The organism is Sphingomonas sp. IC081 (assembly GCF_006874585.1).
In the GTDB taxonomy this organism is placed as follows: Bacteria; Pseudomonadota; Alphaproteobacteria; order Sphingomonadales; family Sphingomonadaceae; genus Novosphingobium.
This window is the reverse complement of record NZ_CP029761.1, coordinates 1,911,303-1,924,944: the sequence shown is the minus strand read 5'-3', so window position 1 is coordinate 1,924,944 and position 13,642 is coordinate 1,911,303. Positions and strand designations below refer to the sequence as shown.

The 13,642-nt window shown below is 67.3% G+C and carries 14 protein-coding genes; 7 read left to right on the top strand and 7 right to left on the bottom strand.

Annotated features, from left to right (window positions below):
• The first annotated feature begins 16 nt into the window (after positions 1 to 16).
• Positions 17 to 976 carry a chromate resistance protein ChrB domain-containing protein gene (locus tag DM450_RS09310; RefSeq protein ID WP_177178983.1) on the top strand — a complete coding sequence of 320 codons (960 nt, stop codon included), beginning with the start codon at positions 17 to 19 and terminating at the stop codon, positions 974 to 976.
• A complete protein-coding gene (gene chrA / locus DM450_RS09305; RefSeq protein ID WP_142634267.1) occupies positions 973 to 2,376 on the top strand; it encodes a chromate efflux transporter in 1,404 nt (467 codons plus the stop codon). Before DM450_RS09310 ends, chrA begins: the two co-directional genes overlap by 4 nt.
• Positions 2,377 to 2,671: 295 nt before the next feature.
• On the opposite strand, the gene DM450_RS09300 is transcribed toward chrA, so the two are convergent.
• The gene (locus DM450_RS09300; protein WP_185928764.1) at positions 2,672 to 3,964 is read right to left on the bottom strand and encodes a chloride channel protein; all 1,293 of its coding nucleotides are present in this window, start codon (positions 3,962 to 3,964) and stop codon (positions 2,672 to 2,674) included.
• Between the two features lie 296 nt (positions 3,965 to 4,260).
• Positions 4,261 to 4,821, bottom strand: coding sequence for a hypothetical protein (locus DM450_RS09295; RefSeq protein WP_142634263.1), 561 nt, complete (start codon positions 4,819 to 4,821; stop codon positions 4,261 to 4,263).
• Between the two features lie 428 nt (positions 4,822 to 5,249).
• On the opposite strand from DM450_RS09295, the gene DM450_RS09290 reads away from it, so the two are divergent.
• From DM450_RS09290 to DM450_RS09280, 3 genes are all read left to right on the top strand, one after another.
• Complete coding sequence (locus DM450_RS09290; RefSeq protein ID WP_260610356.1) at positions 5,250 to 6,782, top strand: phospholipase D-like domain-containing protein; 1,533 nt, start codon at positions 5,250 to 5,252, stop codon at positions 6,780 to 6,782.
• Positions 6,779 to 7,390: a GTP cyclohydrolase I FolE gene (gene folE, locus DM450_RS09285; RefSeq protein WP_142634261.1), complete on the top strand. Its 612-nt coding sequence runs from the start codon at positions 6,779 to 6,781 to the stop codon at positions 7,388 to 7,390. The genes DM450_RS09290 and folE overlap by 4 nt, the downstream gene beginning before the upstream one ends.
• Before the next feature lie 141 nt (positions 7,391 to 7,531).
• The gene (locus DM450_RS09280; RefSeq protein WP_142634258.1) at positions 7,532 to 8,965 is read left to right on the top strand and encodes a hypothetical protein; all 1,434 of its coding nucleotides are present in this window, start codon (positions 7,532 to 7,534) and stop codon (positions 8,963 to 8,965) included.
• Between the two features lie 9 nt (positions 8,966 to 8,974).
• Here DM450_RS09280 and DM450_RS09275 read toward each other — a convergent pair whose 3' ends face one another.
• Together DM450_RS09275 and DM450_RS09270 are read right to left on the bottom strand one after the other, a co-directional pair.
• Positions 8,975 to 9,655, bottom strand: a complete 681-nt coding sequence (locus DM450_RS09275) for an SDR family NAD(P)-dependent oxidoreductase (RefSeq protein WP_142634256.1) — start codon at positions 9,653 to 9,655, stop codon at positions 8,975 to 8,977.
• A 158-nt stretch (positions 9,656 to 9,813) separates the two neighbouring features.
• The gene (locus tag DM450_RS09270; RefSeq protein WP_142634254.1) at positions 9,814 to 10,293 is read right to left on the bottom strand and encodes a peroxiredoxin; all 480 of its coding nucleotides are present in this window, start codon (positions 10,291 to 10,293) and stop codon (positions 9,814 to 9,816) included.
• 173 nt (positions 10,294 to 10,466) lie between these two features.
• Here DM450_RS09270 and DM450_RS09265 point away from each other — a divergent pair, with 173 nt between their 5' ends.
• A complete protein-coding gene (locus tag DM450_RS09265) occupies positions 10,467 to 11,021 on the top strand; it encodes an S-adenosyl-L-homocysteine hydrolase (RefSeq protein ID WP_242526116.1) in 555 nt (184 codons plus the stop codon).
• Here the strand turns inward: DM450_RS09265 and DM450_RS09260 are convergent.
• The 3 genes from DM450_RS09260 to modA are packed head-to-tail and all read right to left on the bottom strand — an operon-like array spanning position 10,975 to position 13,099.
• Positions 10,975 to 11,655 carry a molybdenum ABC transporter ATP-binding protein gene (locus DM450_RS09260; RefSeq protein WP_142634252.1) on the bottom strand — a complete coding sequence of 227 codons (681 nt, stop codon included), beginning with the start codon at positions 11,653 to 11,655 and terminating at the stop codon, positions 10,975 to 10,977. The genes DM450_RS09265 and DM450_RS09260 overlap by 47 nt on opposite strands.
• Positions 11,645 to 12,346: a molybdate ABC transporter permease subunit gene (gene modB / locus DM450_RS09255; RefSeq protein WP_142634250.1), complete on the bottom strand. Its 702-nt coding sequence runs from the start codon at positions 12,344 to 12,346 to the stop codon at positions 11,645 to 11,647. Before modB ends, DM450_RS09260 begins: the two co-directional genes overlap by 11 nt.
• 12 nt (positions 12,347 to 12,358) lie before the next feature.
• The gene (gene modA, locus DM450_RS09250; RefSeq protein WP_142637692.1) at positions 12,359 to 13,099 is read right to left on the bottom strand and encodes a molybdate ABC transporter substrate-binding protein; all 741 of its coding nucleotides are present in this window, start codon (positions 13,097 to 13,099) and stop codon (positions 12,359 to 12,361) included.
• Between the two features lie 350 nt (positions 13,100 to 13,449).
• Between modA and DM450_RS09245 the strand changes: the two genes are divergently transcribed.
• Positions 13,450 to 13,638, top strand: a complete 189-nt coding sequence (locus DM450_RS09245; protein WP_142634248.1) for a hypothetical protein — start codon at positions 13,450 to 13,452, stop codon at positions 13,636 to 13,638.
• Positions 13,639 to 13,642: the final 4 nt, after the last annotated feature.

Here is a 13,642-nt window from a genome sequence, read left to right as displayed (position 1 = left end):
ATGATACATATGCACTATGATTGATACAACCGGTCCCGAAAACTGGCTGGCGCTGCTGCATCAGCTCCCGGCAAAACCGCCTTATCTGCGCGTGAAAATCTGGCGCCGCTTGCAGGCGATTGGCGCGGTGCCGCTCAAGAATGCCGTCCATGTGCTGCCGCGTCGCGAGGATGCCGAGATCGCCTTTCGTGACTTGCTCGGCGAGATCATTGCCAGCGGCGGCGAAGCCGTGCTGATCGACGCGCGTCTGATCGAGGGCCAGAGCGATGCCGAGCTGCGCACGCTGTTCGATGCGGCGCGCGACGCGGACTATGACGAGTTGGCCGACGCCGCGCGACGGCTGCTCGATACGGGTCCGGCGTCCGGTCCCGAGATCGCCAAACTCCAGAGGCGGCTTGCCGAAATCGTCCGGCTCGACTTCTTCGGCGCGCATGGCCGGCAAGGCGCCGAAGCGGCGCTGCGCGAGCTGGATGCGCAGCGTTACGCGCATCCCGATGTCAGCCGGTTGGACACCCCGCCCGAGCTGACACCCGCCGATCTCAAGGGCCGGACCTGGGTCACGCGGCGCGGCGTCCATGTCGATCGCATCGCCTGCGCCTGGCTCATCCGCCGCTTCATCGACCCCAAGGCTGGTTTCAAGTTCATCGACGGCAAGAGCTATGCGCCCGAGCCCGGCGAGCTGCGCTTCGACATGGCCGATGCCGAGTTCACCCATGAGGGCGATCGGTGCAGCTTCGAGACGCTGGTGTTTCGCGCCGGGCTGGACGGCGATCCAGCGCTAGTTTCGATCGCGGAAATCATCCACGAGCTGGACATTGGCGACGGCAAGTTCGACCGGCCCGAGGCGGCCGGGCTTGACGCGATGTTGTCGGGCGTCTGCGCGTCCAGCGAAGATGATCTTGAGCGGATCGCGCGCGGCGGCGACGCGCTCGATCAGTTCCACGCCTATTTCAGCAGCCGAAAGGGCGAGCGATGAGCCCGGTCCTCACCGACTCGCTGGAACGGTCAGACGTGCCCTACAGGGATCATGGTATCCCATTCGGCGAGGCCATGCGTGTCTGGGCACGGATCGCGGCACTCAGCTTCGGCGGTCCTGCCGGGCAGATCGCCGTAATGCACCGTATCCTGGTCGACGAAAAGAAGTGGATCGGGGAGGAACGGTTCCTGCACGCGCTCAACTATTGCATGTTGCTCCCCGGTCCCGAGGCGCAGCAACTCGCCGCCTATATCGGTTGGCTGCTCCACAAGACCAAGGGCGGGCTGGTCGCGGGAGCTTTGTTCGTCCTGCCCGGCTTCCTCGCTATCCTGGGCCTGAGCTATCTCTATGTGCTGCTCGGCCATGCACCACTGATCGAAGGGCTGTTCTTCGGCCTCAAGGCGGCGGTGCTTGCTGTGGTGGTACAAGCCGTCGTGCGCGTCGGGTCGCGGGCGCTCAAGAACAACGTCATGCGCGGCATCGCCGCTGCGGCGTTCGTCGCCATCTTCTTCCTTCATGTGCCGTTCCCCCTGATCGTGCTGACCGCTGCCCTTGCGGGATACATCGGCGGCCGCAGAGGGTTCGCCGCGTTTAAGGGTGGCGGCGGACACGGATCGACAGGCGGCAATGTGGTCCATGATCGCGACACCGCGCTCGGTGAGGGGTTGCCCGATCATGCCCGGCCCAATCTCGCTTGGTCGCTCAAGATTTCCGGCGCGCTGCTGTTCCTGTGGCTGGCGCCGGTTATCCTGCTGCTCGCGCTGCTCGGCCCGGAAGATGTGTTCACGCGCATCGCGACCTTTTTCAGCCAGATGGCGGTTGTTACCTTCGGCGGTGCATATGCGGTGCTCGCCTATGTCGCGCAGGAGGCGGTGAATACCTATGGCTGGCTCCGGCCCGGCGAGATGCTCGACGGCCTCGGCCTTGCCGAGACGACGCCGGGACCGCTCATCATGGTGGTCCAGTTCGTCGGCTTCCTCGCGGCCTTCCGCGATGCGACCGGCCTGCCGCCGCTAGTCGCCGCAACGCTGGGCGCGATCCTCACGACCTGGGTGACGTTCCTCCCGTGCTTCCTCTGGATATTCGCCGGTGCGCCATTCGTCGAGCGGCTGCGCGGCAATCGGGCGCTCTCGGCAGCGCTCACCGCAATCACGGCGGCGGTGGTCGGCGTCATCCTCAACCTTGCGCTCTGGTTCGCCATCCACACGCTGTTCGGCGAAGTGCGCGAGGTCAGGATCGCAGGCGCCGTGTTCGAGACGCCGGTCCTTGCCTCCCTGAATCTGCCCGCGCTGCTGCTGGCGGCGGGTGCCGCGATCGCGGTGTTCCGGTTCAAGGTCGGTATGATCCCGGTGCTGTTCGCCTGCGCCGGCCTCGGCGCAACCTATGTCGTCCTCGCATGAATGGAGAGTTCCTGTGACGGAAGTTCGCGCAGATCGCCCGCATGGCCTGACTCCGGCTGATCGCGCACTTCATCGACGAAGCGCCGATTGTCACATAACGACGACGCGCGGCAGCGTGATGCGGGGGAAGGCGGTTCTAGAGTAGTGTAAGCGGCGACACATATTCGTTATGTTTATCCAGCGCGGGGCGCCACTTGCTACCAGACACGAAAAACCCCGCGAGGATCACCTCGGCGGGGTTTTTCGTGTCTGGTGCGAACCGCCCGGTGGCATCCAGGCGGTTGCCCCGCGCGAATCAGCTTCGCGCGGGTTCCGGCTCCGGGTTAGGCTCTGAGGTAGGCCCCGAAGTCGGGTGGGCTGCGGCGCGGGCAAATCCTCGCGACAGGCCGTGGTAGAGCTTTTCCTTGCAGACCAGCGTGCTGGCGGCGTCGGCGATGATCGCGGTCAGGAATAGCGGCACGATCATGCCGCGGCTTGCGGTGGTTTCCATAAGGATGATGACCGCCGTCAGCGGCGCGCGTACGACGCCCACAAAATAGCCGACCATGCCGAGCAGGATCACGGCGGGCATCGGGTCGTCCGGGAAGCACAGGGCGAGCAACTGGCCAAACCCGGCGCCGACCGAAAGCGAGGGCGCAAAGATGCCGCCGGGCGCCCCGGAGACGGCGGTGGCGGCGGTCGCCAGGAACTTGGCAGGGCCGAACCACAGCGAGGTATCATCCTGCCCCTCGATCATGTGGCGGGTGGTTTCGTAACCGGTGCCCCAGGTCGAGCCGTGAGTGACGATGCCGACCACGGCAACGACCAGGCCGCAGGCGAAGGCCAGCGTGACGGGGCGGGCGCGCACCGCCAGGAAAGCGGGATGGGCGCTGCGGGCGAAGGCCAGCATCATGCGGGCGAACAGGCCGCCCAGGATGCCGCCGGCGATCCCTGCCACGGGGGTCACCATCAGCACCGAGCGGACGTCGAGCGTCTGGCGCATCGCGCCGAAATAGACGTAGTCGCCCGCCACCGCGAGGCTGACGAGGCCGGAAATGACGACCGCGCCCATGACCAGCACGGCGACTTTCTGCTCGAACGCGGCGGCCAGTTCCTCGATCGCGAAAACGACGCCGGCCAGCGGGGTGTTGAAGGCTGCCGCGACGCCCGCCGCGCCGCCGGCGATCAGCACGCCTGCGGAGATCGGCACGCGCAGGATGCGGTGGCAGGTGACCATGATGGCCGCCGCGACCTGCACGGTAGGCCCTTCGCGGCCGACCGAGCCGCCTGCCAGCAGCATGAAGGTGGTGAGCAGCAGCTTGGCGATGGCGGTGGGCAGGGCGAGCAGGCGCGAGGAGGCAAGCTGGATGTCATGACCGGCGGCCATGACCTGCGGAATGCCGGAGCCCTTGGCGGCCGGTGCCCAGCGCAGGGTAACGGCGACGGTTGCGGCGAACACCAAGGGGGTGAGGATCAGCGGGGCGTAGCGATGCTGCGCCTGAAACTCGGTGAAGACCTTCTGTGCAAGGTCGCCCATGCGGGCAAAGACGATCGCGACCAGGCCGAGGGCGACGGCCCCGGCGATGGTGGCGGCGCGGCGGCGGGCCATGTCGATCGAGGCATCGAGACCGGGGACGGACTTCTGGAAGGTCCGGATATGCTCCAGAGGAGTCAAAGCAGGGGCCAATCGCTGGAGGGCAGGGAGGCGCCGCACCGAGCCGTGCGACGGGCTTGGCGCCCTATTGAGCCGTCCTCCTCCTGCCCGCAAGCATTTTACCGGAAAAATGCAGAGATCGGCGAGGGGCATGGAAAAGGCCGGGGCCGCACTGCGATCCCGGCCTTTCCTTTCGGCCTTGCCTTCGGGGAGGTCTCACCGGTTGGGAGCCGTCCGAAGGTCGGGCAAAGTTACTTGCCGCTGTTGCCGCCGGTCGCGCCCTGGACCGAGGCGGTGAACTGCGCGGCGGTCACGCCGATCGCCAGGCCGCCGTCGGCGGCAAGGCCGATCGCGGCCTTCTGCAATGCCACGGGCGTGCCGCCCTGCAGTGCGATGGTCACGTTGTCGCCTTCGACCTTGCTGACGGTGCCGATGACGACGCCGTCGCTGCTCTTCACCGGAGCGTCGGGGACCAGCGCGGCGGCAAGGGCTTCACCCGTCTTTGCCTGGGCGCCCTGGACGGCGGCTTCGAGCTGGACCTTGGTCATGCCGATCGTCAGGCCCTTCTCGCGCGTCGCGAACGCCGACTTGGGCAGGCCCGCGCGAGCGGTGCCGGTGTTGACGGTCACGACATCACCCTGGACGGCCTCGATCGTACCCACTTCATTGCCATCGGTGTCGTAGACCTTGGCGCCCGCCGTCGGGCTGGCGCTTGCGGTTGCAGGAGCGGCGGCCGGTGCAGCCTGGGCCATGGCGGCGGCGGGCACGAGCGTGGCGGCGGCCAGTGCGGCGGCGATGATGGATTTCTTCATGGCGTACTCCTTCTCGACGCGGCCACCGCCCCAACGGCGACCGACTCGCTGCCCTCCAACGCGAGAGGGCTTGAAAAACAGGTCCGGAAATATTCACGACCCGGACGGCTTGGCCCGGCCATCTGGCCGGAGACCCGCTCCGCGCGCCGAGGCGCGTGGGAAGGAGCGGGGCGAAGACATGCTATGTTGCATGTGCGTAACGGTCTGGCGGCTGAACGGTGCCGGATCAACCGTTCGGATGAGCCGAGTTTGCGGTGAACCGCCGCTAATCCGCCGTTACGGTCGCTACCTGCGGTGAACTGCGGATTCACCCCCAGGCGGCCTATCCATTGTCCCACGCATTGGCCCGCGCACTTGCCCTGTGGAACATGTTGCGCTCTTGTTCGCTTTGCACACGATTGCGTAATCGCGGATCAGGGATCGGGCGGGTGGACGAACAGGACAAGGGGCACGAAACGGATCGGGGCGTGTCTCCTTCGGTGTGGCGCTATGCGATGGCTCGGCGTGCCCACGTGGTCATCGACGCCGCCGCCTACTTCGGGGTGATCCGCGAGGCGATGGACGAGGCGCGCCAGCGCATTTTCATGATCGGCTGGGATTTCGATTCGCGCATCCTGCTCTCGTCCGGGCGGCGCTGGTGGCAGGGCGGGCGCAAGGCGCGGTTTCCGGCGCGACTGGGTTCGTTCATCGTCTGGCTGGTGCGTACCCAGCCCGGTCTCGAGATCCGGCTGCTCAAGTGGAATTTCTCGCTGGTGAAGTCGCTGTTCCGCGGCACCATGGTGTTCGACCTGATCCGCTGGGCGGCGCGCAAGCGCATCCATTTCAAGTTCGACGGCGCGCACCCGATCGGGTGCAGCCATCACCAGAAGATCGTGGTCATCGACGATGTCTTTGCGGCCTGCGGCGGCATCGACATGACCTCCGACCGCTGGGATACGCCCGACCACCGTCCCGGCGATCCGCGCCGCCGCAAGCCGAGCGGGTGGCTCTACGGGCCCTGGCACGACGTGACGATGGTCATGGAAGGCGATGTCGCCAAGGCGCTCGGCCAACTCGGCCGCGAACGCTGGAAGGTTGCCGGCGGGCAGGACATCGTCCCTTGTGCGCCGCAGGACTTCAGCCCCTGGCCGGGGAGCCTGCGGGCCGAGTTCCACGATGTCGAGATCGGCATCGCGCGCACGCGCGCGCACTATGGGGCCTGTTCGCAGGTTGCCGAGATCGAGGCGCTGTTTGTCGAGCAGATCCGCCGCGCCCGGCGCTTTGTCTACGCCGAGACCCAGTACTTCGCCTCGCGCGCGGTGGCCGAGGCGATCGCCGAACGCCTGCTGGAAGAGGACCCGCCCGAATTCCTCATCATCAATCCGCTTACCGCCAATGGCTGGCTGGAGCAGGTGGCGATGGACACCGCGCGCGTGGAATTGGTGCAGACCCTGCGCAATGCCGACCGGCTGGGGCGTTTCCACATCTTCCACCCGGTCGCCTCCGACGGCACGCCGATCTATGTCCATGCCAAGCTGATGATCGTCGACGACGAGATCCTGCGGGTCGGCTCGGCCAACATGAACAACCGGTCGATGGGGCTCGATTCGGAGTGCGACGTGTTCATCGATGCGGCGCGGCCGGCGAACGGCCACGTGGTTCCGGCGATCCGCGCGCTGCGCCTTCGCCTGCTCGCCGAACATTGCGGCGAGGAGGAAGCCGTGATCGCCGCGGCGCTGGATCGCCATGGCCGCATGGCCGAAATGATCGAAACTCTTGTGCCTGCGGGCAAACATCTCGAACGCTTGCCCTTGAAACATCTCTCCGATGCTGAAAGAGCGCTTGGCGAAAGCGCTCTGCTCGATCCGGAACGACCCGGGGAGATGTTCGAGCCGATCGAGCGGCGCGGTCTGTTCCGCCGCAAGGGGCAGCTCATGCGGCTGCACCTACAGGAAAGATTGCGAAGGAGTATCAAGGGATGAGCAGCCTGGTCGGTCCCGACGAGGACAGCCCTTTCGAAAAGAAGCCTGCGGTTCCGGACGAAGTTCAAGAGGCGATCCGCACCCTGATCCGCTGGTCGGGCGACGATCCGGAGCGCGAGGGCCTGCTCGACACGCCCAAGCGGGTGGCACGGGCGTGGAAGGAATATTGCCAGGGGTACGGCGAGGATCCGGCCATTCACCTCAGCCGCGTGTTCGAGGAAGTGGGCGGCTATGACGAAGTCGTGCTGCTCAAGGACATCCCGTTCCAGTCGCACTGCGAACACCACATGGCGCCGATCATCGGCAAGGCGGCGATCGCCTATCTGCCGCGCGATCATGTGGTCGGCATCTCCAAGCTGGCGCGCGTGCTGCAGGGCTATGCGCGCCGCCTGCAGATCCAGGAGCGCCTGACCGCCGAAGTGGCCGAATGCATCTGGACCCACTTGAAGCCGCACGGCGTGGCGGTGGTGATCGAGGCAAGCCATGCCTGCATGTCCGCGCGCGGCGTGCGCACGCCGGGCGTCAGCATGATCACCAGCCGCATGATGGGCACGTTCCTCGAGGACGAGCGCAGCCGCAAGGAAGTGCTGAGCCTGATGGGCTACTGAGAGGCCGTTGGGAAATCCGCGCGCAGCGGATCTGAAAACACTCTCTTATCCCCGTTTCCGCGAGGCCGGGGGGCTTGAAACGCCCCCCGGCCTGCAGCGATGGAGGCGTGGCGGCACCATTTGCGCCGCGCCGGGGGAAACTTGAGCGGTCGGAACGTTAGCGTCGAAGAGCAGGGCGGGCGCCTGCTGCGATATGGAGCCGCGCTGGTTCCGGCAGCGATGCTCTGCGTACTGTTGCTGCGCGCCGTCTGGGACGTCGATATCTTCTGGCAGCTCAAGCTGGGCGAGATCATTCTCGCCCGCGGCGGCCCGGTTGCGCGGGAACCGTTCGCCGCGCTCCATCTCGGCGAGCCGCTTCCGGCGGTGGGCTGGCTGGCACAGGCGAGCATGGCCTGGGTGCGCGCGCTGGGCGGATGGGGCGCCTTGCGGGTGTTCGATTCGCTGGTCTGGCTCGGCGGCTTCTGGGTGATCGCCGCCGCCTGCCGCCGCCGCGGTGCGAGCGCGACGGCGGTGGCTCTGGCACTCGCGCTCTCGTTCTGTGCGGCGCTGCCGAGCGCCAGCATACGCCCGCAGAGTTTTGCCGCATTGAGCTGCGGGCTCTTACTGGCGCTCATGCACTTGCGGCTGCGGCCGCTGGCGACGGTTGCACTGGGCGCGCCGCTGCTGGTGCTCTGGCAGAATTTCCACCCTTCGGTGAGCATCGGCGTGCTGACCCTGGGCATCCATGCCGCGAGCGGCCTGTTCGCATGGCTGCGGGATCGCGGCCGGCCCTTGCCGATAGCGGCGGCGGTGCTGACGCTGGTCGCCGTCGCGGCGATGTTCGCGACGCCGGACGGGGTCTCGATCCTCGACATATCGACCACCAATACCGAGATGAGCCTTGCCATCGGTGCCAGCGAGTGGCGGCCGCTGTGGATCGAGGCGAACTGGACCAATGCCGTACCGGTGCTGGCGGTCTTGCTGCTGACGCTGGGCATCGCGGCGCGCACGCGCCGGTTCGACATCGCCGAAGTGCTGGCCGCGCTGGCCCTGCTGGCGATGACGGTGCTGGCCTATCGTTTCGTGCTGTTCTGGGCGCTGGCGATGGTGCCGGTGATCGCGCGCGCTGCGACAGGGATGGCGACCGGGCCGTCGCGGCAAGAGCCTGTGCCGCGCTGGCTTCCTGCCCTTGCCGTGGTGCTTGCCGCGCTGGCGCTGCCGTTTCTCGCGCCTACGCGCTTTGCGCCCAGCCTGCCGCTGGATGCGATCGACCGGCTTCGGCAGGAGCATCTGCGCGGAACCGTCTATGCCGATTTCCCGTTCGGCGGGCCGGTCATCGACGCCGGCTGGCCCGACTGGCGCGTGGCCTACGACGGGCGTTACTATCGCTACAGCCATGAGGAATGGCAGTACAACGGCGGTATCGAGAACGGCTATGTTCCGCTGGTCGACGTGATCGCCAAGTGGAACCCGGTGGCCTTTGTCATCCAGGAAGACCACAATGCGCCGCTCGCGGGCGAACTGGCGCATTCACGGCGCTGGAAGCGGATATTCCGCAGTGCGGACGGCGTGGTGGTCTACATACGCAGGACGTAGCGGGCGCGCTTATCCGCCGCGCGTGACCGGCACCAGTGCGCCGGTCACCGCCCGCGCTGCGCCTGAAGCCAGGAACTCGATCACCTCGGCAATCGCCTGCGGCTGCACCCAGGCTGAGAAATCGGCATCGGGCATGTCGGCCCGGTTGGTGGGGGTGTCGATGATGCTGGGCAGGACGGCGTTGACGGTGACGCCGGTGCCCGCCAGTTCCTCGGCCAGCGCTTCGGTCAGCCGGTGGACGCCGGACTTGGAGGCGGCGTAGGCGCCCATGCCCATGCCCGCCTTGATCGCCGCGCCCGCGCCGATGTTGACCACGCGCCCGGCAGCTGAGGCCTTGAGCATGGGCAGCGCCAGCTGGGTGATCGTGGCCGCGGTGGTCAGGTTCATCGCCTGCATCCTGGCCCAGGAGGCAAGCGATCCGCCTTCGAGCGTTTCCCAGGTGAAACCGCCCGCGACATTCACCAGCACGTCGATGCCGCCATGCGCCGCGACAACCTGGTCGAGCGCCGAGCGGGTCGCGGCCTCGTCGGTCAGGTCGACGCCGCCGATGTCGAGCGCGCCTTCGAGCGCCTCCCTGGCCGAAGGCGCAAAGTCGATCCGCGTCACGCGGTCGCCCTTGGCGGCAAAAGCCGAGGCCACGGCATGGCCGAGCACGCCGAAACCTCCAGTGACGATAACCGAACGGGACATGGAAACTCCTCTCTTTGCCGCAAGGCTATAGCGCGGCGAAGAGAGGAACAAGCAGGGCCGGGCGTTCATCCGCAAGGAAGCGCCCCGCCGATGCCGAGGGCATGAAAAAGGCGGCGCCTCCCGCGGGAAGCGCCGCCTTTCCAACCGTCAGCCTGAAATCAGAGCTGGCCGAGCATGTAGTCGGCCGAGCTGACTTCGAACGCGCCGGGCGCCTCGACGTTGAGCTGCTCGACGACGCCGTCGTTGACGACCATCGAGAAGCGCTTGCCGCGCTCACCCATGCCGAAGCCGGTGCCGTCCATGACGAGGTCGATGGCCTTCACGAAGTCGCCGTTGCCGTCGGCCAGCATCGCCACCTCGTCCGAGCCCGAGGCCTTGCCCCAGGCACCCATGACAAAGGCGTCGTTGACGGCGGTGCAGGCAATCGCGTCGATGCCCTTGGCCTTCAGTTCGGCGGCCTTGTCGACAAAGCCGGGAAGGTGCTTGGCCGAGCAGGTCGGCGTGAAGGCGCCGGGAACCGAGAACAGCGCGACTTTCTTGCCGGCGAAGAAATCGGCGGTCTGCACGGGCTCGGGGCCGCTTTCGCCGGCCTTGATGAGCTTCACGTCGGGCAGCTTGTCACCAACGGCGATGGTCATGGGAATGTCCTTTGTCTGCAAATGAATCGCGGAGCCGAGATATAGGCCTGTCGGCGAGCGGGGCAATGTCCCGTTCGTTAAGATGCCTTCACCGTACTGCGCAAACGGCTCGCAACCATCGTCTGCGAATCTTATCCACAGGGCGGAAAGCGCCCGGGGATCGGAGGAGCACCATGCAAAGCACCTGCCTTCATGAGCCGCGCGCGACGAAGCGCGCCGGCATGACACATCGCAAGTCGGAATTCCGCTTGCTGCTGGCCTCGCTGGTCGGGCTGGGGGCAGCCGTGGCGATCGGGATGGCCGATCCCGCCCATGGCCAGGAGATCGCTGCCGAGGCCGACCGGCCGCCAGCCGACTCCACGGCCGAGCAGCTTCGCCGGCTCGACATCATGCTGATGGTGACCGGCCTGCGCTGCCGCACCACGGTGGACGATTTCCAGGCCGACTACGGCGATTTCACCAGCAGCCACCTTGCCGAACTCAACGAGGCCGCGCGGGTCATGCAGGCCGATCTTGCCGAGCAGGTCGGGGAACGCAACGCGCGTCTGGCGCTCGACAAGATGAGCGTGATCATGGCCAACCAGTACGGCGCCGGGCACCCTTGGGCGAGCTGTTCGGAACTGCGGCAGGTGACGCGCGATCTTGCGCATACGCCGGGCCGGACCGCACTGGTCGCGGCGGCTACCCGGTTGTTCGGCCCCAGACCTGCGGTGCTGGCGGCGAAGTAGCCTCGGCGGTGCCGATCGGGACGATCCGGTCGGCCAGCCGGTCCACCTCGCCGCGGTCGTGGCTGACGTAGAGGATCGGCATGCGCAGCTCGTCGCGCACACGCTCGATCACGCGCAGGATTTCCTCGCGTCTTTCGGCGTCGACCGAGGCCAGCGGTTCGTCCATCAGCAGGAAACGCGGCCCCGAGAGCAGCGCGCGGCCGATGGCCACACGCTGCGCCTCGCCGCCCGAAAGCGAGCGCGGCGCGCGCGTCAGCAGATGGCCGATGCCCAGCACGTCGAGCGTGGTGGGCACATCGAGCCAGCGGTGCTCGGGGCGGGCGCGCTTCCAGCCGTAGAGCAGGTTTTCGCGCACATTGCGGTGCGGGAACAGGCGCAGGTCCTGAAAGACATAGCCGCAGCGGCGACGTTCGGGAGGCAGATCGATCCCGGCGGCACTGTCGAACAAGGGCTCGCCTGCCACCGTGATGTGGCCTGAGGCCGGGCGCGCCAGTCCGGCGATCATGTCGAGCAATGTCGTCTTGCCCGCTCCGGAGGGGCCGAACAGGGCGGTGAGGCCGCCCTTTTCGGTCTTGAACCGGTAATCGAAACGACGCCCGCCGCGCCGGAGCGTCACGGCAACGTCAAAGGACATGGTGCATCCCCTCGGCGCGGCCCCGGCGGGCCAGCCATTCCGACAGCACGAGCGCAATCAGCGACAGCAGCACCGACAGCCCGGCAAGGCGCGTGACCTGCCATTCCGAGCCGGGGATCTGCAGTGCATTGTAGATCGCCAGCGGCAGCGTGCGGGTCTCGCCGGGAATGTTCGAGGCGAACGTGATCGTCGCCCCGAACTCGCCGATCGAGCGGGCGAAGCCCAGCACCAGCGCGGCGAGAACCCCCGGCATGGCGAGCGGGAGGGTGACGCTGACGAACGTCCGGACCGGCCCGGCCCCCAGCGTGCGCGCGGCTTGCTCGAGCTTGCGGTCAACCGCTTCCAGCGACAGCCGCATGGCGCGAACCATCAGCGGCAGCGCCATGACCCCGGCGGCCAGCGCGGCGCCGGTCCAGCGGAACAGGAAGGTCATGCCCAGCGCATCGGCGAAGAACCGGCCGAGCGGGGCATTGGGGGCCAGCGCGATCAGCAGCAGCCAGCCGGTCACCACCGGCGGCAGCACCAGTGGCAGGTGAACCAGCGCGTCGAGCAGGATCAGTCCCGGGAAACGCCAGCGGGCAAGCGCCCAGGCGAGCGCAAAGGCCACCGGCAGCACGCAGGCCATCGCCGCGCCGCTGACCTTGAGCGACAGCAGCAGGACTTCCCATTCCTCCGGGGTCAGTGCGCTCATGGGGCTGGCGGCTTACCGGGTTCCGAAGCCGAAGCGGCGGAACACGGCCTTGCCTTCGGCGGAGAGCAGGTAGCGGCGGAAGCCTTCGGCGTCGCGGTGGCGCGAGGCGGCCAGCAGCGCGACCGGATAACTGATCGGGGCATGCGAACTCGCCGGGAAAGTGCCCGCCACCCGGACGCCCGGATCGGCGCGCGCATCGGTGCCGTAGACCACGCCGAGCGGTGCCACGCCGCGCGTCACCAGCGCCAGCGCGGCGCGTACGTTCTCGGCCGGGGCGAGGCGGTCCTTCACCGAATCCCACACCCCAAGGCGGGTCAGCGCCTGCCTGGCGTAGATCCCGGCAGGGACGGCAGCGGGATCGCCGACGGCGAGGCGGCCATTGCCCAGCGCACGGGCGAGCGGGAAACCGGGCTTGACGGTGATGGCCTGCGTGCGGCTGCGCGGGGCGACCAGCACGAGGCTGTTGGTCAGGAACGAGACCCGCGTGCCCTTGCGCAGCAGGCCCCTGGTCTGGACTTCGTCCATCCATGGCTCGTCCGCCGAGACGAACATGTCGGCCGGGGCGCCCGCCTCGATCTGGCGGGCAAGCGCGGAAGAGGCGGCAAAGGAGATGCGCGGGCGCGGGTGGCCCTTGGCGGCCCACCCGTCCGCGGCGGCGGTCATCGCTTCCTGAAGGCTGGCGGCGGCAAGGACGAGCGGGCCTTCGCTCTGGGCCATGGCCGGGCGGCCGATCGCGGTGAGGGCCAGCAGCATGGAAAGAACAAGGGCAAGGGACCGGCGCACGTTCTGGGATCTCCGCATCAAGCTATATCGGGCTGTATATGGTCGTACCGGCCTTGCCTAGGCAATGCGGAATGTGTCCACGCTGCCTAGGCCTTTCGAAAGGACCACTTTCGAAAGGCGCAACGACACGATTGTGCGGACGAAACGATCTGTTATCATGCCCTCAGGAAGCCCGTGGCTTCTGGCCGCTACGTCAAAAAGGCGAGCGGATGGGGACTGGTGGGAGTGATCTGGGCCTCGTTCGTGCAATCAGTCACGAGGCGGGAAAATCGCCAAAAGCGACGGCTCCAATCGCCCCACGCACGAAAGAGGATGCGTGGATGAAGGTCGCTGACGAGAGAATTATCCGTTTCGAACGCTCCGATCCGGCAGGCGCGGGCTTTGGCGCAGTGCTGGACGGCCAAGCGCGTGAAGGCTTGTCCGGCGGGCACGATGCCCGTTCGCTGATCATCGCGGTTGCGATGTGCGGTGTGTGCTGGCTCGGTCTTGGATATTTCCTGCTGAACTGACGCT

Bases quoted from the DNA above. Each gene is read 5' to 3' on its own strand.
- DM450_RS09295 (WP_142634263.1), bottom strand. From the start codon at position 4,821: ATGAAGAAATCCATCATCGCCGCCGCACTGGCCGCCGCCACGCTCGTG.
- folE (WP_142634261.1), top strand. From the start codon at position 6,779: ATGAGCAGCCTGGTCGGTCCCGACGAGGACAGCCCTTTCGAAAAGAAG.
- modA (WP_142637692.1), bottom strand. From the start codon at position 13,099: ATGCTGCTGGCCCTCACCGCGATCGGCCGCCCGGCCATGGCCCAGAGC.
- DM450_RS09310 (WP_177178983.1), top strand. From the start codon at position 17: ATGATTGATACAACCGGTCCCGAAAACTGGCTGGCGCTGCTGCATCAG.
- DM450_RS09270 (WP_142634254.1), bottom strand. From the start codon at position 10,293: ATGACCATCGCCGTTGGTGACAAGCTGCCCGACGTGAAGCTCATCAAG.
- chrA (WP_142634267.1), top strand. From the start codon at position 973: ATGAGCCCGGTCCTCACCGACTCGCTGGAACGGTCAGACGTGCCCTAC.
- DM450_RS09260 (WP_142634252.1), bottom strand. From the start codon at position 11,655: ATGTCCTTTGACGTTGCCGTGACGCTCCGGCGCGGCGGGCGTCGTTTC.
- DM450_RS09265 (WP_242526116.1), top strand. From the start codon at position 10,467: ATGCAAAGCACCTGCCTTCATGAGCCGCGCGCGACGAAGCGCGCCGGC.
- DM450_RS09300 (WP_185928764.1), bottom strand. From the start codon at position 3,964: ATGGCCCGCCGCCGCGCCGCCACCATCGCCGGGGCCGTCGCCCTCGGC.
- DM450_RS09245 (WP_142634248.1), top strand. From the start codon at position 13,450: ATGAAGGTCGCTGACGAGAGAATTATCCGTTTCGAACGCTCCGATCCG.
- modB (WP_142634250.1), bottom strand. From the start codon at position 12,346: ATGAGCGCACTGACCCCGGAGGAATGGGAAGTCCTGCTGCTGTCGCTC.
- DM450_RS09275 (WP_142634256.1), bottom strand. From the start codon at position 9,655: ATGTCCCGTTCGGTTATCGTCACTGGAGGTTTCGGCGTGCTCGGCCAT.